The 21,614-nt window shown below is 67.3% G+C and carries 17 protein-coding genes and 2 tRNA genes; 12 read left to right on the top strand and 7 right to left on the bottom strand.

From position 1 onward, the window contains the following. The first annotated feature begins 354 nt into the window (after positions 1-354). Positions 355-1,950 carry an isocitrate lyase gene (locus tag DFR31_RS11985; RefSeq protein ID WP_121442926.1) on the top strand — a complete coding sequence of 532 codons (1,596 nt, stop codon included), beginning with the start codon at positions 355-357 and terminating at the stop codon, positions 1,948-1,950. A gap of 134 nt (positions 1,951-2,084) precedes the next feature. Further along, on the top strand, positions 2,085-2,606 hold the full coding sequence (locus DFR31_RS11980; RefSeq protein WP_121442925.1) for a DUF2937 family protein: 522 nt from the start codon (positions 2,085-2,087) through the stop codon (positions 2,604-2,606). 8 nt (positions 2,607-2,614) lie between these two features. Here the strand turns inward: DFR31_RS11980 and DFR31_RS11975 are convergent, their stop codons facing one another. The 3 genes from DFR31_RS11975 to DFR31_RS11965 all read right to left on the bottom strand — a co-directional run bounded on the left by DFR31_RS11975 (position 2,615) and on the right by DFR31_RS11965 (position 6,767). Beyond that, positions 2,615-5,710: a bifunctional diguanylate cyclase/phosphodiesterase gene (locus DFR31_RS11975; RefSeq protein WP_121442924.1), complete on the bottom strand. Its 3,096-nt coding sequence runs from the start codon at positions 5,708-5,710 to the stop codon at positions 2,615-2,617. After that, complete coding sequence (locus DFR31_RS11970) at positions 5,707-6,609, bottom strand: PhnD/SsuA/transferrin family substrate-binding protein (protein WP_121442923.1); 903 nt, start codon at positions 6,607-6,609, stop codon at positions 5,707-5,709. The genes DFR31_RS11975 and DFR31_RS11970 overlap by 4 nt, the downstream gene beginning before the upstream one ends. A gap of 81 nt (positions 6,610-6,690) precedes the next feature. Further along, positions 6,691-6,767: transfer RNA gene (locus DFR31_RS11965), tRNA-Arg, on the bottom strand. Positions 6,768-6,897: 130 nt separating this feature from the next. Between DFR31_RS11965 and moaB the strand changes: the two genes are divergently transcribed. From moaB to DFR31_RS11950, 3 genes are all read left to right on the top strand, one after another. Then, a complete protein-coding gene (gene moaB, locus DFR31_RS11960; RefSeq protein WP_121442922.1) occupies positions 6,898-7,413 on the top strand; it encodes a molybdenum cofactor biosynthesis protein B in 516 nt (171 codons plus the stop codon). Positions 7,414-7,494: 81 nt separating this feature from the next. Continuing rightward, positions 7,495-8,613, top strand: coding sequence for a phytoene/squalene synthase family protein (locus DFR31_RS11955; RefSeq protein ID WP_121442921.1), 1,119 nt, complete (start codon positions 7,495-7,497; stop codon positions 8,611-8,613). Positions 8,614-8,616: 3 nt separating this feature from the next. Next, complete coding sequence (locus tag DFR31_RS11950; protein ID WP_121442920.1) at positions 8,617-9,498, top strand: fructosamine kinase family protein; 882 nt, start codon at positions 8,617-8,619, stop codon at positions 9,496-9,498. Here the strand turns inward: DFR31_RS11950 and DFR31_RS11945 are convergent, their stop codons facing one another. After that, a complete protein-coding gene (locus DFR31_RS11945) occupies positions 9,499-10,086 on the bottom strand; it encodes a class I SAM-dependent methyltransferase (RefSeq protein WP_245971182.1) in 588 nt (195 codons plus the stop codon). Between the two features lie 151 nt (positions 10,087-10,237). Beyond that, positions 10,238-10,732 (bottom strand): host attachment protein, encoded by a 495-nt coding sequence (locus DFR31_RS11940; RefSeq protein WP_121442918.1) that lies wholly within the window; start codon positions 10,730-10,732, stop codon positions 10,238-10,240. A 193-nt stretch (positions 10,733-10,925) separates the two neighbouring features. Here DFR31_RS11940 and DFR31_RS11935 point away from each other — a divergent pair, with 193 nt between their 5' ends. The 7 genes from DFR31_RS11935 to DFR31_RS11905 all read left to right on the top strand — a co-directional run bounded on the left by DFR31_RS11935 (position 10,926) and on the right by DFR31_RS11905 (position 19,353). Further along, complete coding sequence (locus DFR31_RS11935; protein WP_121442917.1) at positions 10,926-13,064, top strand: AsmA family protein; 2,139 nt, start codon at positions 10,926-10,928, stop codon at positions 13,062-13,064. Beyond that, entirely contained in the window at positions 13,064-14,137 is a 1,074-nt protein-coding gene (gene mutY / locus DFR31_RS11930) for an A/G-specific adenine glycosylase (RefSeq protein ID WP_121442916.1), read from the top strand. Before DFR31_RS11935 ends, mutY begins: the two co-directional genes overlap by 1 nt. Further along, entirely contained in the window at positions 14,134-14,400 is a 267-nt protein-coding gene (locus DFR31_RS11925) for an oxidative damage protection protein (RefSeq protein ID WP_121442915.1), read from the top strand. Before mutY ends, DFR31_RS11925 begins: the two co-directional genes overlap by 4 nt. Before the next feature lie 49 nt (positions 14,401-14,449). Then, a tRNA-Phe gene (locus DFR31_RS11920) sits at positions 14,450-14,525 on the top strand. Positions 14,526-14,661: 136 nt separating this feature from the next. Beyond that, the gene (gene queC, locus DFR31_RS11915; protein WP_121442914.1) at positions 14,662-15,378 is read left to right on the top strand and encodes a 7-cyano-7-deazaguanine synthase QueC; all 717 of its coding nucleotides are present in this window, start codon (positions 14,662-14,664) and stop codon (positions 15,376-15,378) included. A gap of 72 nt (positions 15,379-15,450) precedes the next feature. After that, positions 15,451-18,342 (top strand): bifunctional [glutamate--ammonia ligase]-adenylyl-L-tyrosine phosphorylase/[glutamate--ammonia-ligase] adenylyltransferase, encoded by a 2,892-nt coding sequence (glnE, locus tag DFR31_RS11910; RefSeq protein ID WP_121442913.1) that lies wholly within the window; start codon positions 15,451-15,453, stop codon positions 18,340-18,342. A 90-nt stretch (positions 18,343-18,432) separates the two neighbouring features. Continuing rightward, a complete protein-coding gene (locus tag DFR31_RS11905) occupies positions 18,433-19,353 on the top strand; it encodes a branched-chain amino acid transaminase (RefSeq protein ID WP_121442912.1) in 921 nt (306 codons plus the stop codon). A gap of 72 nt (positions 19,354-19,425) precedes the next feature. Here the strand turns inward: DFR31_RS11905 and DFR31_RS11900 are convergent, their stop codons facing one another. Together DFR31_RS11900 and DFR31_RS11895 are read right to left on the bottom strand one after the other, a co-directional pair. After that, positions 19,426-19,692, bottom strand: a complete 267-nt coding sequence (locus DFR31_RS11900) for a hypothetical protein (RefSeq protein ID WP_121442911.1) — start codon at positions 19,690-19,692, stop codon at positions 19,426-19,428. 45 nt (positions 19,693-19,737) lie between these two features. Then, positions 19,738-21,570 carry a Na/Pi cotransporter family protein gene (locus DFR31_RS11895; protein WP_121442910.1) on the bottom strand — a complete coding sequence of 611 codons (1,833 nt, stop codon included), beginning with the start codon at positions 21,568-21,570 and terminating at the stop codon, positions 19,738-19,740. Positions 21,571-21,614 lie beyond the last annotated feature (44 nt).

Here is a 21,614-nt window from a genome sequence, read left to right as displayed (position 1 = left end):
CTGACAGTTCCGAATTGGCCAGCCATCGGCAAAACGATGAAGGATGGCCAGAGGGGTACACGCCAGCTGTAAAGCGGCTTTGGCGTCACCTTGCGCGGTGAGTCTTGCCCAACAGGCCCACCTCTGAGCAGTGCTGCACAACCTCGCGGCGTTTTCAGGCTCTCCCCCGTTATGGTGCTCTGGCGGCTGAACACAGTTGCAGGGACCATCGCGAGTTGCACGGCAACAGCTGGCCGCAACGCGCAGACAAAACGGGACCTTTTGAACGGCGCGCTGCCGCCTCCCCGCGGGGAACCGGCCCGGCGCACCACAGCGAACGACAGTCATTACACTGCCAAGAGAAAGGTTAAGAGCATGTCACAGTACAGTAAGGACATCGAGGCAACTAACGGCCTGCGCAAGGCGCACAACGGTACCTGGGACGCGATCAACCCCGAGTACGTAGCTCGCATGCGTGCCCAGAACCGCTTCCAGACCGGTCTGGACATCGCCAAGTACACCGCCAAGATCATGCGCCAGGACATGGCCGAGTACGACGCCGACCCGGCCCAGTACACCCAGTCCCTGGGCTGCTGGCACGGCTTCATCGGCCAGCAGAAGATGATCGCGGTCAAGCGCCACTTCGGCACCACCAACAAGCGCTACCTGTACCTGTCCGGCTGGATGGTTGCGGCCATGCGTTCCGAGTTCGGCCCGCTGCCCGACCAGTCCATGCACGAGAAGACCGCTGTGCCGGCCCTGATCGAGGAGCTCTACGACTTCCTGCGCCAGGCCGATGCCCGCGAAATGAACCACCTGTTCCGCGACCTGGACGCTGCTCGCGAGGCCGGTGACGAGGCCAAGGCCAACCAGATCCTGGACCAGATCGAGAACTTCCAGACCCACATCGTGCCGATCATCGCCGACATCGACGCCGGCTTCGGCAACGAGGAGGCCACCTATCTGCTGGCCAAGAAGATGATCGAGGCGGGTGCCTGCTGCATCCAGATCGAGAACCAGGTTGCCGACGAGAAGCAGTGCGGCCACCAGGACGGCAAGGTCACCGTGCCCCACGCCGACTTCCTCGCCAAGATCCGTGCCGTGCGCTACGCCTTCCTGGAGCTGGGCGTGGATGACGGCGTGATCGTCGCCCGTACCGACTCCCTGGGCGCCGGCCTGACCAAGCAGATCGCCGTGACCAACGAGCCGGGCGATCTGGGCGACCAGTACAACAGCTTCCTGGACGGCGATTACATCCAGTCCGCCGAAGAGATCAACAACGGCGACGTGGTGGTCAAGTCCGACGGCAAGCTGCTCAAGCCCAAGCGCCTGGCCAGCGGCCTGTTCGAGTTCCGCAAGGGCACCGGCGTCGACCGCGTGGTGCTGGACTGCATCACCAGCCTGAAGAACGGCGCCGACCTGCTCTGGATCGAGACCGAGAAGCCGCACGTCGGTCAGATCGCCGAGATGGTCAACGCCATCCGCAAGGAAGTGCCGAACGCCAAGCTGGTGTACAACAACAGCCCGTCCTTCAACTGGACCCTGAACTTCCGTCAGCAGGTGTTCGATGCCTGGAAGGAAGCCGGCAAGGACGTGTCCAAGTACGACCGCGACAACCTGATGAGCTCGGAGTACGACGACACCGAGCTGGCCGCCGAGGCCGACAACTGGGTGCAGGACTTCCAGCGCAAGGCGTCTGCCGAGGCAGGCATCTTCCACCACCTGATCACCCTGCCGACCTACCACACGGCCGCTCTGTCCACCGACAACCTGGCCAAGGGCTACTTCGGTGACCTGGGCATGCTGGCCTACGTGGACGGCGTGCAGCGTCAGGAGATCCGTCAGGGCGTGCCCACCGTGAAGCACCAGGACATGGCCGGCTCCAACATCGGGGACGACCACAAGTCCTACTTCTCCGGTGACGCCGCGCTGAAGGCCGGTGGCGCCGACAACACCATGAACCAGTTCTAAAACCGGTCCATGGTCCGGTGGCGGCGCACGCCGCCACCTGCTGTAAAAGGCGGGGTCGCTTTGGCGGCCCCGCCTTTTTTGTGCACGGTGATATGCTGTGAGGCAACGCCGGCTGCCCGCGCCCGACACCGCCCATGAGCCTGTTCACCGCCTATCTGCGCCTGCTGCTGTTCTTCGCCGCTGCCCTGGTCGGGGTGCAGGTACCCGGTTTCGTGGACCAGTACGGCCAGAGCCTGGAGGCCCGTTACGAGGAATCCGGACGCAGCCTGGCCGCCTTCCAGCGCGATGCCGACCGCTACTTTGACGGGGATATGGCCCGGCTGATCGCGCACTATCGTGAGAGCGACGACCCGGTATTTCAGGATGGCGGGGGTGGCATTCACGCGTTACACGAGCGCCACCGCGAACTGGACGAAGCGCTGAACGCTTTTCGCCAGGGGCTGCCACACGCCTACTGGCAGGCGCTTGTGGCCCCGGCGGCGGACGTCCGGGAACAGGCCTGGCGCAGCTACTCCTACGTCATCAAGCTCAGCCCCACCGCCATAGCGCTCGGCGCGGGCGTGGGCATGCTGGTAGCGCTGATCGGGGAGGCCCTGGCGCGCAGTTGCTACGGCCTGGCCTGCCTGTTACGCCGGCGTACGGGCACAGCGCAGTGAGGCACCGGTCACCGCCAACTCGCCAACCAGTCGGCGAAATCCGCCGCCGGCATGGGCCGGGCGATCCCGTAGCCCTGCACCACCTCGCACCCAAGTTGCTGTAACCGCTCGCCCTGGGCCTCGGTCTCCATGCCCTCGGCGATCAGCTGGCGTTGGAACACCTGGGCCAGCCCCACGATACCCTCCAGCAGGGCCAGGTCGTCCTCGTCATCCAGCATGTCGCGAACGAAGGCACGGTCGATCTTCACCGTACGGACCGGTATCCGCTTGAGATAAGAGAGCGAGGAGTAGCCGGTCCCAAAGTCATCCAGCGAGAAGTCGACGCCCAGGGCGGCACAGCCCTCGATCACCTCAGAGACATGGCCGAGGTTGTCCAGTGCACTGGATTCGAGAATTTCCACCTCGAGACTGTTGCGGGGCAGTTCCGGATGGCGGGCCAGTAGCTCGCCAACCTGCTCCACGAAGTCCGCCTGCTGGAGGTGGAGCGCCGGCACATTCACGCTCACCGGGACTCGCCATCCCTGCGCCTGCCAGGCCGCCACCTGCGCGGCCGCCTCGGCCATCACCCAGCGGCTCAGTTCGGCCTCCATCGGCTGGTTGAGCATGTCGTCCAGGAAAGCACCCGGGGCCAGCAGACCCCGTTCGGGGTGCTGCCAGCGGATCAGCGCCTCGGCGCCCACCACCTCCCGGGTGCGGAGATTCACCTTGGGCTGGTAGAACAACACGAACTCGTCCCGCTCCAGGGCCTGGGCCAGCCGCTCCAGCGTCTCGTGCTGATCACGCAGCTGCCGGTCGCCGGCCGCATCAAACACGTGCTGCCGGTTTTTCCCCTCCAGCTTGGCCTGGTACATCGCCTGATCCGCCTGACGCAGGAGTTGGTCTGCGTCGACCCCGTCATCGCCCTGCGGGTACAGCGTGATCCCGATGCTGGCGGTGGTTACCAACCGGAGGTCATCGAACTCGACCGGACGAGCCAGCGCACGCAGGACCTCTCCGGCCATACCGCGGCACTCGGACTCGCCCTCCAGGTTAAGAAAGACGAGGGCAAACTCATCACCGCCCAGACGGGCTACGGTATCACCCTCCCGCCGGAGGTCGGCCAGACGGCGCGCCAGCTGCAACAGCATGCGGTCCCCCACCGGGTGGCCGTGGCGGTCGTTGATCACCTTGAAATCGTCCAGGTCCACGTAGGCCACGCAGACCCGCCGCCCCTCCCGCCGGGCCAGTTTCATCGCCTGCCTCAGTCGGTCCAACAGCAGGACCCGGTTGGGCAGCTCGGTCAGCGGATCGTAGTGGGCCAGAAACTCCAGCTTCTGCTGGTGCTCCTTCATCTCGGTAATATCGGAGAACAGCCCCACATAGTGCAGCAGGCGACCGTCCTGGTCCCACACCGCGCTGATGGTGATCAACTGCAGGTAGAGCTCGCCATTCTTGCGCCGGTTCCATATCTCGCCGTGCCAGTAGCCGTCCTCCTCCAGCGCCTGCCACAGCTTCTGGTAGAAGGCGCGATCATGGCGCCCCGAGCTGAGGACGCCTGGATCGCGCCCCTCCACCTCCTCCTGGCGGTAGCCGGTAAGCCGGGTGAAGGCCTCGTTCACCATCAGGATGCGAGCCTGTGCATCGGTGATGATGATGCCCTCGTTGGCGCTGGTGAACACGCTGGCAGCCAACTGCAACCGCTCTTCGGCACGCTTGCGTTCGGTTATGTCACGGAACACGGTCACCGAGCCGGCGAGCCGCCCCTCCTGGTAGAGCGGCCGACTGGCCACCTCCACCGGGAATAGACTGCCGTCCCGCCGGGCAAAGAGCGCCTCTCCCTCATAGTGCCTGCCCTTCTCCACTCGCTGCTGAATGGGGCAGCATGACGCCGGCACCTGGCCATTCCCGGCGTGTCGGTGGAAAAGGTCGTGGGCGACCTGGCCCAGTGGCGGCTGATCGGTATAGCCGAGCAGTTGCCGTCCTACGGGGTTGATGAAGCTCAAGCGGCCCTGGCGGTCCTGGGCATACAACCCTTCCGCCATGGTGTCCGTGATGGCCTGCTGGTAGGCGCGCTCCGCGCGCAGGCGTTCACGGGAACGCAACAGGCGCAGCATCAGCGCCAGCAACGCGGCCAGCAGCAGAGTCGCCGCCCCGGCGGCGGTCAGGAAATCCCGCTGGAACACGCGGGCAAAGGGGTCCGGCGAGTAACCGAGCACGTAGGCCACCACCGCGCCGGAAGGATCACGGATGGGCAGCAGATTGGCGGCCCAGGTCTCGCCTTCCAGGTCCACCGGCAACACCTTGCGCTCACCGGCGTCCATGGCCGCCAGCACCGCCTCCGAGCCGGAAAGCGCGTCGCTGATGGCACGGACCTCCTCGGTGGGCGGCGGCGGTGAGTCGGGCAGCCGCAGGCCGGTATCCTCGATGACGTAGTCAGGGTGCAGGCAGGAGGTCTCATAGAGGGACAGAAACCCGGCGGGCACCTTTCCCTCCACCGCATCGCGACGCAGGATCAACTGGAACTGCTGGGACTCATCCAGCCGCCCCATCAGTTCGCGCACGTAGCGGAAGGGGATGCTGAACTCCACGCTGCCGAGAAACTCGCCATTGTCGTGGAGGGGGAAGACGTAGCGAAAGCCGGACAGCGAGCGGCCCGTCTCGAAGGCCGCAGCCGCCTGTCGCGATTCGTGCACGGCACTGACCAGCGGCCGACTGGCCAGCAGGTCATCTCCGTAGTACTCCGGCGAGAAAAAGCGCAGGAAGCTCTCGCCCTCCGCGGAGTGGAAGTGCAACTGCCGCAGCTCACCCTCTCGCAGGCGGTCATAAGTGGGCCACAGCGCCCGGTAGAGCCGACCCCGGATCAGCGCCCGCTCCTCGTCGGACTCCGCCTCCCGTGCGGCTCGCACCAGGGACAGCACCCCGGGCCGGGACACCGCCTCGTCGAAATAGGCCTGCGCCGCCAGTTCGAAGCTGTTCACCGCCGCCTGGTAGGCGGTGTTCAGCGCCACCTCGTGGCGCTCGTGGTGCATGGCCACCTTGTCCTGCCAGTTGCCGTGGAGAAAGGCGAGGACGAGCCCCCAGGCCGTCAGGGCCGCCAACCAGAGCAGGCGCCGGTTGATCCTCATGGCGCGACCCCGCGACCGGGCAGCGGCACCGGCGAGAGGCCGGGCAGGCCCGGGTCAAGCACGGGGCTGCCCCGCAGCATGCGCCTCACGGGCGCATAGTCGGCATCCTCAACCGGCACCGCCCCGTGGCTCAGGCTCTCGCCCCAGTCCCGCACCTGCTCCGCGTCCTCGGACCGGCGCTGCGGGTCCAACGCCAGCAGGGCATCGCGCAGTCGCTGGCGCAGCTCGGCGGGGACGGTCTCGGCGTTGGCCACCAGGGCGAAGGCCGGCAACGGCTCGGTCTCGGACAGGCGAACCAGGCCCAGGTGCTCGTACCGGGCGGCGATGTGAGTCTTCAGGCCACCGCCCCGGAAGTCGCCCCGGGCCACTGCCAGCGCCACCTCGTCGTGACGACCCAGGTAGCGGTACTCTGTTTCCGCCAAGTGGACGCCGGCGCCTCTGAGCAGATGGTCTGTCGCCAGGTAACCGCAGGTGGACAGCGGCTGGGTCAGCGCGACGGACTTCCCGTGCAGTTCGGCCAGGGGCACCCGGTCATCGGCGAACATCACCACCGTGCAGGTGTAGCGGGCCTCCCCGGTGGGCTCCCGGAACAGCACGAGGGGCTCCGCTGCCTCATACTGCTCCCGCAACGCCACATAGGGCAGCGGCCCCAGATAGGCCAGGTCCACCTCGCCGGCGCTGAACTTGTCCAGTATCTCGGCATAGCCCGTGCTGTACTCGATCTCGAACTCGAGTCCCGCGTCCCGGGCCAGGTACTCGAGCATCGGTCGCTTCTCCCGCACCACCGTCTCGGCGTCCTGCATGGGCAGGGGGGCAAAGTGCAGTGTCTGGGCTGGTAGCGGGAGGGGCACGACCAGAAGACCGAGTACCACCCAGAAGATGAACCTGACCGATTGCATGGAAATAGGTTACCAGCCGATGAGAAGGCGGAACAGGCGGGAACAAAAAACCCGGCTGGAACGCCGGGTCTTTGGGGATACTGGCGCGCCCGAGAGGATTCGAACCTCTGACCTTCGGCTCCGGAGGCCGACGCTCTATCCAGCTGAGCTACGGGCGCTTGAGAAGCGAATTGTAAACGCCAATGCCCCGAGAGTCCATGCCCCGGTTGGCTACCCACAAAGAGCGGTTCACTCCGGCCCGGCTGTCGGGCACCATTCAGCAACCAGTCACTACTTTGGAGCGCTGTAATGAGCCAGGCCGAGTTCCAGCCCCTGAACATCGCCGTTCTCACCGTGTCCGATACCCGCGACCTGGACAGCGACCGCTCGGGCCAGACGCTGGCCGGGCGCATCGAAGAGAGCGGGCACACCGTGGCCGAGAGGCTGGTGGTACCCGATTGCCGGTACCGGATCCGGGCGGAGCTGTCCCGCTGGATCGCCGATGAGGGGGTCAACGCCGTGATCACCACCGGCGGCACCGGCGTCACCGGCCGTGATGTCACCCCCGAGGCGGTTCGCCCACTGCTGGACCTGGAGGTAGAGGGTTTCGGCGAGATGTTCCGCTGGCTCTCCATGCAGGAGATCCGAACCTCAACCGTTCAATCGCGGGCACTGGGGGGAATCGCCAATGCGACTTTGGTATTCGTACTGCCCGGGTCCACTGGCGCCTGCCGCACCGCCTGGGACGGCATCCTGAAGGACCAGCTTGATGCACGTCACAAGCCCTGCAACTTCGTGACGCTGATGCCCCGCATGCGGGAATAGAACGCGGGCGCTACAGGGTGTAAGCTTGCGCACCGCACCGCCTGATGCGGTGCACCATGCACAAGCCCCGCGTGATTGACCATGGACAGCACTCAGACCGCGTCACTGCTGCAACACCCGGATGGCGGCTGGACCCACCAGCTGCAGGCGGACAAGGCCTACCAGGAGTCGGTCCTGCCGGGGGTCTCGCGCACTTTCGCGCTGACTATCCCGCAATTGCCGCAGTACCTGCGCGGCACCGCGACCAACGCCTACCTGCTCTGCCGAATCGCCGACACCATCGAGGACCACCTGCCCGGCGACAGCGCCGCCAAGGCGGAGTGGTTCCAGCGCTTCAATGCCGCCCTGCGCAACAGGACAACCGCGGAGGCCTTCGGGCAGGAGCTGGCCGGCCGGTTCCCCCGGGAGACCACACCGCGGGCGGAGCTGGAGTTGGTGCGCAACAGCCACCGGGTGCTTCGGGTTACCCATGCGCTGCCCGCCTGGCAGCGCCGTTCGGTGGTCCGCTGCGTGCGGGTGCTGACCGAGGGCATGGCCCGGTTCGAGGCGGAGAAACGGCCGGACGGGTTGCCGGACCTGGCCGCCTTTAACGACTACTGCTACCACGTGGCCGGGGTGGTGGGCGAGATGCTCACCGTGCTGTTCTGCGGCTATTCCAGCAACATGGGGCGCCAGCGCCACGAGCTGCTCAAGCTCTCCCTGTCGTTCGGACAGGCGCTGCAGATGACCAACATCCTGAAAGACGTCTGGGATGACCGCGCGCGGGGCGTCTGCTGGCTCCCGCGCGACGTTTTCGCCGAGGCCGGCTGTGACCTGGCCCCGCAGGCGGACTGGGCTGCCGACCCCCGTTTCCACGATGGCATCCGCCGCACCGTGGCCATCGCCCGCGGCCACCTGGATCGCGGTTTCGACTATGTGCTGCGGATCCCGGCAAACGAACCGGGCATACGCCGCTTCTGCATCTGGGCCTTGGGCATGGCCGCGCTGACCCTGGGCAACATCCATCGCAACCCCGCCTTCCGCGACCCGGCAGAGATCAAGATCCGCCGCCGCACCGTGCGCGGCCTGATCTCCGCCAGCCCGATGCTGGTCCGCCACGACTGGCTGCTCAAGGCCGGTTATGCGGTGGCCGCCCGGCGCCTGCCACCGGCCGACCTCCGCCCTGCCCACACACCAGGTGACTGCCCGTCGGACCGTTAGGCCATGACCGGTACGGACACTAGCGCAATGCTGGACGCTATCGCCCGCGCGCTGGAGGTGCCCGCAAGCGCCCTGGCATTGAATACCGTGGGCGGCGGCTGCGTCAGCGACACCACCGTGGTCAGCGCCGGCAAGCGCCGGGCATTCCTGAAGCGGGAGCCCGCCGAGCGGGCCTGGCAGTTGCAGGCTGAGGCCGAGGGCCTGGAGGCCCTGGCCGCGGCCGGTGCCCTGCGGGTGCCCCGGCCCCTGTCCTGCGGTGAGGCCGACGGCCAGGCCTGGCTGCTGATGGAGCACCTGCCGCTGCAGGGCCGCGGCGACTGGGCGGCCATGGGGCAGGCGCTGGCCGCCACCCACGCCTGTAGCGCTGCCCGCCACGGCTGGCATCGGGACAACGCCCTGGGGGGCACCCACCAGGACAACACCCCGGCAGAGGACTGGGCCGCCTTCTTCCGTGACCGGCGTCTGCGCCCCCAGCTGGCCCTGGCCGCGGAGCGGGGCCACGGCGGCCCCTGGCTGGAGCGCGGGGAGCAGCTGGCCCGGGCGTTACCCGGCCTGCTCGACCACGCCCCGACACCGGCACTGCTCCACGGCGACTTCTGGGGCGGCAACGCCGGCTTCTGCGAGGGGCAACCGGCCACCTGGGACCCGGCGGTGCACTACGGCGACCGGGAGTGTGACCTGGCAATGGCGTCGCTGTTCGGCGGCTTCGGTGCCGCGTTCTGGCAGACCTACCAGGCGGAGTGGCCGCTGCCCGCGGGCCACGAGACCCGGCGCGACCTCTACCAGCTCTACCACGTGCTAAACCACCTGAACCTGTTTGGTGGCGGCTACGGCGCGAGCGCGCGTCGGCTGATAGAGCAGCTGCTGGCGAGTTGCCGGGGCTGATCAGTCCTGCGCCCGGGCCACCCCCTCGTACATGTAGGTGAGCCACCGCGGCCCGGACGGAAAGAACCCGGTCTCCAGGCCCTCCAGCCGCAGGCCGGACTCGCGCACTGCCTGGTCCATGGCCCGGTTCAGGTGGCAACCTCCGGCCAGCCGGCTCCAGACCGGGTCCAGCCGGTGCTGCCAGCGCTGCAGTCCCGGGGTCGGCCCAAGGCCGTGCTCCACGAACAGGAAACGCCCCCCGGGCCGGAGCACCCGGCGCGCCTCCACCAGACTGGCCGCCAGGTCACCTACGCTGCACAGCGTCCAGGTGCTGACCACGGTATCCACGCTGGCATCCGGCAGCGGAATCGATTCCGCACCGGCCTGGAGCGGGGTCACGGCCCGGCCCAGCGCACTGCCCCGCTCCCGCACCCGATCCAACAACCAGCCCGACGGCTCCACCGCCGTCACCCGGGTCACTGCATGCGGATACAGGGGCAGGTTGTCCCCCGCGCCGGCGCCCAACTCCAGCACATGGCCCTGTGACCACGCCAGCGCCCGCCGTCGGTAGGGCAGAAAATGCCGGTGGCGCATGAACAGCGCCGTCATCCTCGGGCAACACCAGTCCCGGTACACACCCATCTCGCCCGTCCATCCGCTACTGCCATCGGTTCACAAAAAAGCCGGGGCCGACTCAATGGCCGACCCCGGCTCAGCTTACGCCATCCGCCCGTCGCGTTGCAGCGGGCGGGTGCGCTCATCAGTGCGTGGGTGGGCGGCGCCGGGGCAGATACCCCTGGTCCGCGAGGCGCTGGTGCAGTTGGGTGGAGGTCAGGCGGGTCAGGTCCTTGGGCACCTCGCGCAATTCCAGGCTGCCCGGAAGCTGGCCATTCATGCTCGGCCGCAGGAAGCCCAGCATCCGCTTCTCGGCGCACAACACCACGCGTCGGGTGCCGTTACCCGCGGCCATCTGATTCAGGGTTTTCGCGATATCCTTCGCGAAGCGGCGCTCCATCTCGTCGTCGTGGTTTTTGCGGTGCTCGTCGTAACCGTGGGCGTTACCGCTGGGGGATCGGTTGCGACCCCTTCGGATGTCGGCCCAGACATCCTCTTCGTGGGCCTGGTGCTCGGTGTTGGTCAACGCCTGCTGCTCAACCAGGTTTGGCCCCCCTTCCATTTCCGGCAACTCCGACGGCTCCAGGGTGAAGAACCGGGCCCGTGACCCCTGGGCAACCACAACGCAGTACTCGCTCATGAGGCAATCTCCCTCGGCTGGGACACACATCGAATGCCACACCCTCCCCGTGGCGGCCCGGAGTTGCCGGCGCACAAACCCGCACCGCACCGGGCCCCGGAACGGCGTGACGAAAAGATGGTCTGCTCTTACAGTATAGAAAGAGTGGCGCTGAATTCAGCGGGTGCGACAACAACGCCTGGGAGGGCACTGAATGGGCAAGGCAGTCAAGTGGTTACTCATTGGTCTCGGGAGTCTCGTCGGGCTGGTAATCATCGCCCTGGTGGCGGTGCTGATCCTGGTTGACCCCAACGACTATCGGGACCGTATCGAGGCCGCTGTCGAACAGGAGACCGGGCGCAGCCTTTCCATTGAGGGCGACATATCGCTGAGCATCTTCCCCTGGCTGGCCCTGGAGTTGGGACGCACCACGCTGGCCGATGCCGAGGGCTTCCACGATGACCCCTTCCTGGAAGTCGACCACGTGGATGTCGGCGTGGAACTGATCCCGCTGCTGCTGCGCCGGGAGCTGGTCACCCGCACGGTCGTGCTGGACGGGTTGACCGTCCGCCTGATGGTGGATGAGCAGGGCCGCGGAAACTGGGAAGACCTGCTCCCCGAGGAGGCAGACGCGGAGGTGGACGAACCCCCGGCCGACGAACCGGCTCCGGAGGCTGAGCGGCGCGACCTGGGCCGCACCCTGGCCAACGTGGGCGGGCTGGATGTCCGCAACGCCCGGGTGAGCTGGGATGACCGCCAGAACGACCTCCGCGTCCAGGTGGACCCGTTCAACCTCAACCTGGATGCGGTGCGCATCGACGAGCGGATGCAACTGCAACTGGACTGGCTGATGACCGGCGATGATCTGCCCGAGATCGCCGGCGAGTTGAGCAGCGCGATCACGGTAGATGGCGGACTGACCCAACTCGCGCTGGACAACCTGCGACTGGAGGCCAGCGCCAGCGGCGACGATCTGCCCGGTGGCGAGATCGCCGCCAGCCTGCGGGGTAACCCGCGGGTGGACCTGCAGAACCTGGCCCTGGACTGGCCCGACCTGGTGCTTGAGACGCTGGGGCTGCGGGCGGAGCTGGCCCTCCAGGGCCGTCAGACGGATGCCGGGCCCGAGGGCGAGGGTCAGCTCACGGTGGAGGCATTCAACCTGCGCGACCTGATGGACCGGCTGGACCTGGAGGCCCCGGACACCGCCGACCCGGACGTACTCACCCGGGTGGCACTGTCCGCCGACATCCGCTGGGCCGAGGAGGTGCTCCACCTGACCGCCCTGGACTGGCAGCTGGACGACACCACCCTCAGCGGCGAGGCCAGCATTCATGACTTCGCCGGGCCCGGGGCGCGGTTCGACCTGGCGGTGGACGAGATCGACCTGGACCGCTACCTCCCCGAGCCGGTGGAGGCGGAAAACGGCGAGGGCAATGGCAACGGCGCCCCGGCGGAGCCGGTCGAGATTGAACTGCCCCTGGAGTTGCTCCGCGGCCTGGACCTGGAGGGTGAGTTCCGCGTCGACAGCCTGAAGGTGGCCGGACTGCGCCTGAGCGACATTCGCACCCGCCTGCACACCGACAACGGGCTGATCCGCCTCGACCCCACCAGCGCCAGCCTCTATGACGGCAGCTACCAGGGCCGGCTGGAACTGGACGCGCGCCAGGACACCCCGCGCTACGCCCTGCAGGCCGAACTGGAGGGCATCGACTTCGATCCGCTGATCACCGACCTGACCGGCGACGAGAGCCTGCTGCTGGGCCGCGGCAACCTGACGCTGGACGTGACCACCCGGGGTAACACCGTCGACGCCCTCACCGCTGCCCTGAACGGCGACGGCCAGTTCCGGGTCACCGATGGTGCGGTACGCGGGATCAACATCGCCAAGATGCTTCGTGACGCCCAGGACCGCTTGCGCGGGCGCAGCCCGGAGGAGAGTGACGAACCGGTGCGCACCGACTTCAGCGAGTTGACCGGCAGCATCGTCATCAACGACGGCGTGGTGCGCAACGACGACCTCAGCGCCCAATCACCCCTGATCCGGGTCACCGGCAGCGGCGAGGCCGACCTGCCGCAGGAGACCATCGACTACCGCCTGCGGACCGCCGTGGTGGGCACCCTGGAGGGCCAGGATGGCCGCCCGCGGGAGGAACTGCGTGGGCTTACCATCCCGCTGCGGTTCCGGGGCGACCTCTATTCGCCCAGCATCAGCGTGGACCTGGCCGAGGCGCTTAGCGGCGAACAGCGTGAACGCCTAGAGCGCGAGGTTGAGCGTGGCCGCGACCGTCTCGATGAACAGCACGATCGGCTGCGCGACGAAGCGGAGGACCGCCTGCGCGGGCTGTTCAACTGATGGACCAACTGGCGGTACCGGCCGCAGACGTGGCCCAGGCGCGGACGGATATCCTCGCCTGGTTCGACCGACACGGGCGCCACGATCTGCCCTGGCAACATCCGGCCACGCCCTACCGGGTTTGGGTCTCGGAGGTGATGCTGCAGCAGACTCAGGTCGCCACGGTAGTGCCCTATTTCCTGCGCTTCCTGGCGCGATTCCCGGATCCGGTCGCACTGGCGGACGCCCCGCAGGAGGAGGTGCTCGCCCTCTGGGCCGGGCTCGGTTATTACGCCCGCGCGCGCAACTTGCACCGCGCGGCACAAGAGATCCGGGACCGTCACGGCGGCGAACTACCGGCCGACCTGGCGGCGCTGGAGGCACTACCGGGCATCGGCCGCTCCACCGCCGGCGCCATTCACTCATTGGGTCAGGGCCGGCGGGCGGCCATCCTGGACGGCAACGTCAAGCGGGTACTGGCCCGCTGGCACGCGGTGGAGGGCTGGCCGGGCAGGAGTGCCGTGGCCCGGCACCTCTGGGCGCTGTCCGAGCGCTACACCCCGGCCCAGCGCTGTGCGGACTACAATCAGGCCATGATGGACTTGGGTGCCACTGTCTGCACCCGGCGCGCGCCCCGCTGCCCGCAGTGCCCGCTGCAGGCCCGGTGCCGCGCCCGGGCCAGCGGGCAGCCGGAATCCTGGCCGTCGCCCAAGCCGAAACGCGACCGCCCCCTGCGCCAGACCCGCATGCTGATCCTCCAGCAAGGCAATCAGGTGCTGCTGCAGAAACGCCCGCCCACCGGCATCTGGGGTGGACTCTGGAGCCTGCCCGAGGCGGACATGGACAAGACCCCGGAGCGCCATGCGGAAGCGATCGGGCTGAAGGTGGACACCACCGCCCACTGGCCCCGCCTGCGCCACGCCTTCACTCACTTCGAACTGGACATCCACCCGGTTCACCTCAAGGTCTCCGGTGCGGGCCAGCAGGTAATGGAGAGTGATACACTCTGGGAATCCATTCACGAGACCGGCACCCGGGCGGTGGCCGCCCCGGTGGCCCGGTTGCTGCAGCAACTCAGGGAGCACACGCCATGACGCGGATGGTGCAATGCGTACGATTGGGCAAAGAGGCCGAGGGCCTGCCGCGCCCCCCCTACCCCGGTGAACTGGGCAAGCGCATCTACGAGAACGTCTCCAAGGAGGCCTGGCAGGAGTGGCTGGGCCACCAGACCATGCTCATCAACGAGTACCGCCTGACGCCGGTGGAGCCGCGTGCCCGGGAGTTCCTGGAGAAGGAGATGGAGAACTTCTTCTTCGGAGACGGCTCCTCCGCGCCGCCGGATTACACCCCGGAGTGAGGGACGCCCTTGACGGGCAGGGCCATATCAGGTTTAATCACCGCCCGTTGGCCAGGTAGCTCAGTCGGTAGAGCAGGGGATTGAAAATCCCCGTGTCGGCGGTTCGATTCCGTCCCTGGCCACCACCGATTCGAAAGGCCGAGCCCTTGCGCTCGGCCTTTTTTGTTGGTGCCTCACCCTGATTGGCTGTCAGCCACATGCCACCCTTCATGCCATGGCAGCATTCCCTACCCTGGGGTGCGCGGTGCTAAGCTAGTTCGCATGGTTACCGAGACGGACAAGGCCTCATCCGCTGTCGTGCTGTTCTCCGGCGGGCAGGACTCCACCACCTGCCTCGCCTGGGCCCTGGCCCGCTACCCGCGGGTGCACACGGTGGGCTTCGACTACGGCCAGCGCCACCACGTGGAGCTGGATTGCCGGCAGCGCGTTCGCGAGGCGGTGGCGGAGCGCTTCCCCGACTGGGGTGAGCGCCTGGGCGAGGACCACCTGCTGGACCTCACCAGCCTGGGCCGGATCAGCGACACCAGCCTGACCCGGGAACGGGCCATCCACATGCAGCAGAACGGGCTGCCCGACACCTTCGTGCCCGGGCGCAACCTGCTCTTTCTCACCTACGCCGCGGCCCTGGCCTGGCGGCTGCAGGCTCGCTACCTGGTCACCGGCGTCTGCGAGACCGACTTCTCCGGCTACCCCGACTGCCGCGACGACACCATCAAGGCGCTGCAGGTAGCCCTCAATCTCGGCATGGACAGCCGCTTCGTGCTGCACACGCCGCTGATGTGGCGGGACAAGGCCCAGACCTGGGCCCTGGCCGAGGCGCTGGGTGGCGACCCGCTGGTGGAGCTGATCGTGTCACACACCCATACGTGTTACCTGGGCGACCGTGCGCACTACCACGACTGGGGGTATGGCTGCGGCACCTGCCCCGCCTGCGAACTGCGGGCGGAGGGCTGGGCCCGCTACCTGATCGGCAGCTGACTGCGCTGCCCGGCTGCCCCGGCGGGCCGGAAACCATGGCTTTCCGGCGGGTCCGGACTATAAACTGCGGACATGACCAGTACAGACCGCATCCCGAAAGCCGCTCTTGCCGCCCTTCCGGACGAACTGGCCGAGACCGTGCAGACGGCGTTGGCCGACTGGCCCGCCGACGAGGCCCTGCCTGAGCAGCCCGAGGTCCTGGAGAGCCTGCCCCGCGCCTGGGCCTGCAGCGAGTTCATCACCCGCAGCTGTCAACGCCGCCCGGAACGTCTGCGGGAGCTGGCGGAGGGCGGTGATCTCACCCGCAAGTACGCGGCCGGCGAGATCACGGAAAGACTGGCCAACACCCTCGCACCCGTACGCGACGAACCCGGGCTCCACCTGGCGCTGCGCCGGTTCCGCAACCGCGAGATGCTGCGCATCGCCTGGCGGGATCTGGTCGGCTGGGCAGACCTGGAGGAAACCCTGCGGGATCTCTCCGAACTGGCCGAGAGCTGCATCGATCAGAGCCTGGACAAGCTGTATCACTGGCTCTGCGAACGCATGGGCACCCCGCGGGATGCCGAAGGCAATCCCCAGCGCATGGTGGTGCTGGGCATGGGCAAGCTCGGCGGGCAGGAGCTCAACTTCTCCTCTGATATCGACCTTATCTTCTGCTTCCCGGAACCGGGCCAGACCGATGGGCGGCGCCCCCGGGACAACCAGGAGTTCTTCATCCGCCTGGGCCGGCAGCTGGTCACCGCGCTGGACAAGCACACCCCGGACGGCCAGGTCTTCCGCGTGGACATGCGCCTGCGCCCCAACGGCGACAGCGGCCCACTGGCCCTCTCCTTCTCCGCCATGGAGCACTACTACCAGCACCAGGGCCGGGAGTGGGAACGCTACGCGATGATCAAGGCGCGGGTGGTAGGCGGCGATTACCAGGCCGGCGCGCACCTGCTCGACGACCTGCGCCCCTTCGTCTACCGCCGCTACCTGGACTTCGGCGCGCTGGAGGAGCTGCGCGACATGAAGGCCAAGGTGATGGCCCAGGTCCGCCTCAAGGGCATGGAGAACAATCTCAAGCTGGGGCCCGGCGGCATCCGCGAGGTGGAGTTCATCGGGCAGGCCTTCCAGCTTATCCGTGGCGGCCGCGACCGCCGGCTGCAGGAGCGGCGCATCCTCCACGTGCTGGACTACCTCCGCGAGGTCCACCTGCTGCCCGACTACGTGGTCGGTGAGCTCATGGAGGGCTACCGCTTCCTGCGTGAGGCGGAGAACCGACTGCAGGCCATCGGCGATCGCCAGACCCACGAAATACCCGACAACCCGCTGGACCGCCAACGCCTCGCCCTGGCCATGGGCTTCGAGGACTGGGAGGCCCTGCAGTCCCGGTTGGACCGCGTACAGCACCAGGTCCACGGCCACTTTGAACAGGTCTTCTCAGCCCCCCAGGCCGAGGAGGACGAGGAGAGCGGCCCCAGCGAACTGGACGTCCTCTGGCAGGGCGAACTGGAACCGCAGACCGTCCGGGAACAGCTGGACGAGCTGGGCTTCGATGACCCTCAGGCGGTGGAGCGGCGCCTGCGGGCGCTGCGCGAGGGCAGCGTGGCCCGGGCCCTGTCCGCCCAGGGCCGTCACCGGCTCGACCGCCTGATCCCCCTGATGATCGGTGCGGCGCGCAGCGCCGACAACCCGGATGCGACGCTGCTCCGGGGCCTCGACCTGGTGGAGACCATCGCCCGGCGCACCGCCTACCTGTCACTCCTGGTGGAGCACCCCATGGCGCTGTCACAGCTGATTCAGCTCTGTGACGGCAGCGCCTGGATCGCCCGCTACCTGGCCCACCACCCGCTGCTGCTGGATGAACTGCTCGACCCGCGCAGCCTCTACAAGCCACTCGGCTCCGAGGCGCTGGCCGAAGAACTCCGCGACTGGCTGAGCCGCATCGACGAGGACGACCTGGAAGAGCAGATGGAGGCCCTGCGGCTGTTCAAGCAGACCAACACCCTGAGGGTGGCCGCGGCCGATGTCAGCGGGGCGGTGCCGGTGATGGTGGTCAGCGACTACCTGACCGGCATTGCCGAGGTGGTGCTGGAGGAAGCGGTCGGTATCGTCTACCGCCACCTGGTGGCACGCCACGGGCGGCCCCTCTGCCGGGTGGACGGCGAGACCGTGGAGGCCGGGTTCTCCGTCATCGCCTACGGCAAACTCGGCGGCATCGAACTGGGCTATGGCTCCGACCTGGACGTGGTGTTCATCCATGACACCCGCGGCGAGGCACAACACACGGACGGCGACCGCCCGCTGGACAACCCGGTCTTCTTTGCCCGCCTGGCCCAGCGGCTGCTCCACGTACTCAGTACCCAGACCCCCGGCGGCGTGCTCTACGAGGTGGACACCCGCCTGCGCCCCAGTGGCAAGGCCGGCCTGCTGGCCACCAGCCTGGAGGCCTTCGCCCGTTACCAGCGCGAGGAGGCCTGGACCTGGGAGCACCAGGCCCTGGTCCGGGCCCGGGCCGTGGCCGGCTCCGAGCCACTGGGGCAGGCGTTCGCTGATCTGCGGGCGGAACTGCTCACCCTGCCCCGGGATATCACCGCCCTGCGCGCGGAGGTGCGGCAGATGCGCGAGCGCATGCGGGGCGAGAAGGCCAGCCGCGACCCGGAGCGCTTTGATATCAAACAGGACCGGGGCGGTATCACCGACATCGAGTTCATGGTTCAATATGCGGTTCTGGCAGCCGCCGGTGAGCACCCCGAACTGCTCCGCTACCCGGACAATGTCCGGTTGCTTGGCGCCCTCGGCCGCTGCGGCTGGCTGCCCGACGGCGACGCCGACCGCCTGGCCGAGGCCTACCGGGCCTACCGCGGCCGTCTGCACCGGTTGACCCTCCAGGAGGCCGGCGGCAGCGTGCCGGCCGGGGAATTCCAGCAGCACCGGGACACGGTCACCGGGATCTGGGACCGCCTGATGGGCGGCGACTGACCGGCACCGCCGACAGAGAAACCAGCGCACAACAGAACCCACGCGGCCGGGCCCACCTGACAGCCCAGCCGCCAATGGAGGACCTGCAGCATGAGTATGGACGACCGCGACGGCGTCATCTGGCTGGACGGCCAGCTTGTCCCATGGCGCGATGCGCGCATCCACGTGCTCACCCACACCCTGCATTACGGCATGGGTGTCTTCGAGGGCATCCGAGCCTACAACACCGAGCGCGGCACCGCGATCTTCCGCCTGCCAGAGCACACCCGCCGCTACTTCGGCTCGGCGCGCATCCTTCAGATGGACATCGGCTACGACCAGGACACCGTTAACCAGGCGATCGTCCAGTGCGTGCGCGAAAACAACCTGCAGAGTGCCTACATCCGCCCGATGAGCTTCTACGGCTCCGAGGGCATGGGCCTGCACGCCGACAACCTCCAGGTGCACACCATGATCGCCGCCTGGGAGTGGGGGGCCTACCTGGGGGCGGAGAACATGGAACGGGGCATCCGCATCAAGACCAGCTCCTTCACCCGCCACCACGTCAACGTCACCATGTGCCGGGCCAAGGCCAACGGCAACTACATGAACTCCATGATGGCGCTGCAGGAGGCCACCCGGGACGGCTACGACGAGGCGCTGCTGCTGGACGTGGATGGCTTTGTCTGCGAAGGCTCGGGCGAGAACTTCTTCATGGTGCGCGACGGCGTGCTCTACACCCCCGAGCTCACCTCCTGCCTGGAGGGCATCACCCGGGAGACCGTGCTCACCCTGGCCGGCGAGATGGGCATCCAGGTGAAGGAAAAGCGCATCACCCGCGATGAGGTGTACCTCGCGGACGAGGCCTTCTTTACCGGCACCGCGGCGGAGGTCACCCCCATCCGCGAGCTGGACAACCGCACCATCGGCGACGGTCGACGGGGCCCGATCACCGAGAAGCTGCAAAAGGCCTACTTTGACGCCGTGGAGGGCCGCAGCCCGGGCCACGAGGGCTGGTTGACCTACGTCTGAAAACGGCGGCCACCGGACCGGGTGTGCGCAAGGCGTGCCGCGCACCCGGTCACCCCCTTTTTTCACCTCACCTCAGTCCTTGAACCCGTCCTGGCGACCAGTCAGCACCCGCAGGCGCTCCACTCCCTTCTGTCGCTGAGTGCGTATGGCCTGCAGCTTGCCCTCGATCTCCTCGCGGTCGTCGCGCTCGGGGTTGTCGTCCAGCTTGGCCTGGAACTTCCGCTGCTTCTCCCGGAGTTCACGCAACACCTGGCGGATGGAGTCTACCTCCCTCTCCTGGTCCGTCCTCTCGGCGTCGAGAAAGTCGCGCAGCCGGGATAACAGCTTCTTGGTCTTCATGGGATCACTCCAAACCGATTCACGATCGAGCCCACCTGCACCCCCTCAAGAGGTGCGCTCCTCTCCCGACGATACCCGCTCCGCCGCGGCCTCGATCTCCTCGTCACTTAGCGCAAGCTGGCTCTGCGCCAGGCGAACCTCCTTCTCCTTGGCCACCAACAAGATCTGCGCCGCCTCGATGAGCATCCGCGCAATGTCGTAGGCATACCCGGCATCATTCATCAGCGAGGTAGCCTCGGCACCGCGCATGCGACGCTCACGGATAGAGGCCTCCAAGCGGACACTGAACTCGCGATAGAAGCGCTCGACACGCACCTTGTAGGCGTCCAGCGCGAGCACCGTGGAGGCGCCGGGCTCCTCCTGACGGAGCTGCTCGATCTCCCGCAGCAGCCCAGCCAACAGCAGGCGAATCTCGTCATACCGCTCGCGAATGGCACGGTTGCGGGAGAGCCCCTGACGGCCGAGGTTCTTGTGCAGGTGTTTCATGTCCTTGACCGCCAGCACGATATTCTGACTGGCGTGACGCAGCTCGTAGAGCTGTTCCGTGGCCGCGGCCGGAATATCACCGCTGGCCCCACTCTCGCTGATGAACTCCACGATGGCACTCTGCAGGCTCTTGATGCGCTGCTCATAGTCGTCGTCGATGTCCAGCGGCATGATCCGCTGGGTGCGCGCCACCGCGTCGCTCAGCGACTGCTCGGAACGCACCACGGTGCGCCTCAGGCTGAGTCCGTGCGTGATCAACGCAAAGGCATTCTCGTACAGGTGCCAGACCTCCTTGCGCACAGCAGCCACGGTAACCTCCGGCACCTTGAACGCATCCTTGTGCAGGAATTGGGGCTTTACCGTACGTTTGGAGACGAAGGTCACGTGCCGCTCCAGCAGGCTGGCGAGTTGCTTGGTGAAGGGGGCGAAGATGAGCACACCCAGCAGGTTGAACAGGGTGTGGAATAGTGCGAGGCGAAGCAGGAAGTCGTCCTCGGCAAACCCCAGCAAGTTGCCGCCAAAGTCCACGCCCAGTCTGAGCCAGTCCATGAACATCACTGCCACCAGGGCAGTCGTCACGTTAAAGACCACGTGCGCCACCGCCAGCCGCTTGCCGCCCAGATGGGCGGTCATGCCGCCCAGCGCGGTGGTCACCGCGGTGCCTAGGTTGGCGCCGATGGCCAACGCCAGGCCATTCTCGTAGGTCACCTGCCCGGCCGCCAGCGCGGTGATCACCACCAGCAACGTGGCGTGACTCGACTGCATGATCACGGTGATCAGCATGCCGATACCGATGTAGACCAGCAGCCCGAGCATACCCTCCATGGAGTAGGCGGCCAGGTCGAAGGTGCCCTGGAAGGCGTCGAAGCCCTCCTTCATGTAGTGGATGCCCAGGAACAGGAAGCCGACGCCCAGCAGGATACTGCCCAAGCCCTTGGCCATTTTGTTGCGCTGGAACATCAGCACGATGGCGAAGACCAGCAGCGGCATGGCGTAGGCGGAGATGTTCACCCGCAGGCCCAGGCCGGCGATCAGCCAGGCACCGGTGGTCGTACCCAGGTTGGTGCCCAGGACCACGCCGATACCAGAGGCCAGCGGGATCATCTGGGCGCTAACAAAGGAGATGGTGACCAGCGAGACCAGGGTGCTGGACTGCATCAGCGTGGTGCTGGCAATGCCGAAGCCCACGCTCTTCCAGAGCCGGTTGGTGGAGGCCTCGAGCAGGGTCTCCAGGGTACCGCCGGTGAAGGTGCGGAAGCCCTGCTCCAGCGACATCATCCCGAACAGGAAGATAGCGACACCGGCGGCGATCTCGGTGAAATCGCCGCTTTGCCAAAAGCCCCAGGCCAACACGCCCAAGAGCACCGCCAGCACCACTGTACGGATACTCATGGGCGCCTCCCGGCACCGGCGGCTTTATGTGCTGACACGGCGGC

Origin of the sequence: Alkalispirillum mobile (assembly GCF_003664325.1) — a bacterium.
GTDB lineage: Bacteria > Pseudomonadota > Gammaproteobacteria > Nitrococcales > Halorhodospiraceae > Alkalilimnicola > Alkalilimnicola mobilis.
This window is presented reverse-complemented; position numbering and strand designations above follow the sequence as displayed.

Coding starts and splice junctions, on each gene's coding strand:
- DFR31_RS11985 (WP_121442926.1), top strand. CDS start 355: ATGTCACAGTACAGTAAGGACATCGAGGCAACTAACGGCCTGCGCAAG.
- DFR31_RS11980 (WP_121442925.1), top strand. CDS start 2,085: ATGAGCCTGTTCACCGCCTATCTGCGCCTGCTGCTGTTCTTCGCCGCT.
- DFR31_RS11975 (WP_121442924.1), bottom strand. CDS start 5,710: ATGAGGATCAACCGGCGCCTGCTCTGGTTGGCGGCCCTGACGGCCTGG.
- DFR31_RS11970 (WP_121442923.1), bottom strand. CDS start 6,609: ATGCAATCGGTCAGGTTCATCTTCTGGGTGGTACTCGGTCTTCTGGTC.
- moaB (WP_121442922.1), top strand. CDS start 6,898: ATGAGCCAGGCCGAGTTCCAGCCCCTGAACATCGCCGTTCTCACCGTG.
- DFR31_RS11955 (WP_121442921.1), top strand. CDS start 7,495: ATGGACAGCACTCAGACCGCGTCACTGCTGCAACACCCGGATGGCGGC.
- DFR31_RS11950 (WP_121442920.1), top strand. CDS start 8,617: ATGACCGGTACGGACACTAGCGCAATGCTGGACGCTATCGCCCGCGCG.
- DFR31_RS11945 (WP_245971182.1), bottom strand. CDS start 10,086: ATGACGGCGCTGTTCATGCGCCACCGGCATTTTCTGCCCTACCGACGG.
- DFR31_RS11940 (WP_121442918.1), bottom strand. CDS start 10,732: ATGAGCGAGTACTGCGTTGTGGTTGCCCAGGGGTCACGGGCCCGGTTC.
- DFR31_RS11935 (WP_121442917.1), top strand. CDS start 10,926: ATGGGCAAGGCAGTCAAGTGGTTACTCATTGGTCTCGGGAGTCTCGTC.
- mutY (WP_121442916.1), top strand. CDS start 13,064: ATGGACCAACTGGCGGTACCGGCCGCAGACGTGGCCCAGGCGCGGACG.
- DFR31_RS11925 (WP_121442915.1), top strand. CDS start 14,134: ATGACGCGGATGGTGCAATGCGTACGATTGGGCAAAGAGGCCGAGGGC.
- queC (WP_121442914.1), top strand. CDS start 14,662: ATGGTTACCGAGACGGACAAGGCCTCATCCGCTGTCGTGCTGTTCTCC.
- glnE (WP_121442913.1), top strand. CDS start 15,451: ATGACCAGTACAGACCGCATCCCGAAAGCCGCTCTTGCCGCCCTTCCG.
- DFR31_RS11905 (WP_121442912.1), top strand. CDS start 18,433: ATGAGTATGGACGACCGCGACGGCGTCATCTGGCTGGACGGCCAGCTT.
- DFR31_RS11900 (WP_121442911.1), bottom strand. CDS start 19,692: ATGAAGACCAAGAAGCTGTTATCCCGGCTGCGCGACTTTCTCGACGCC.
- DFR31_RS11895 (WP_121442910.1), bottom strand. CDS start 21,570: ATGAGTATCCGTACAGTGGTGCTGGCGGTGCTCTTGGGCGTGTTGGCC.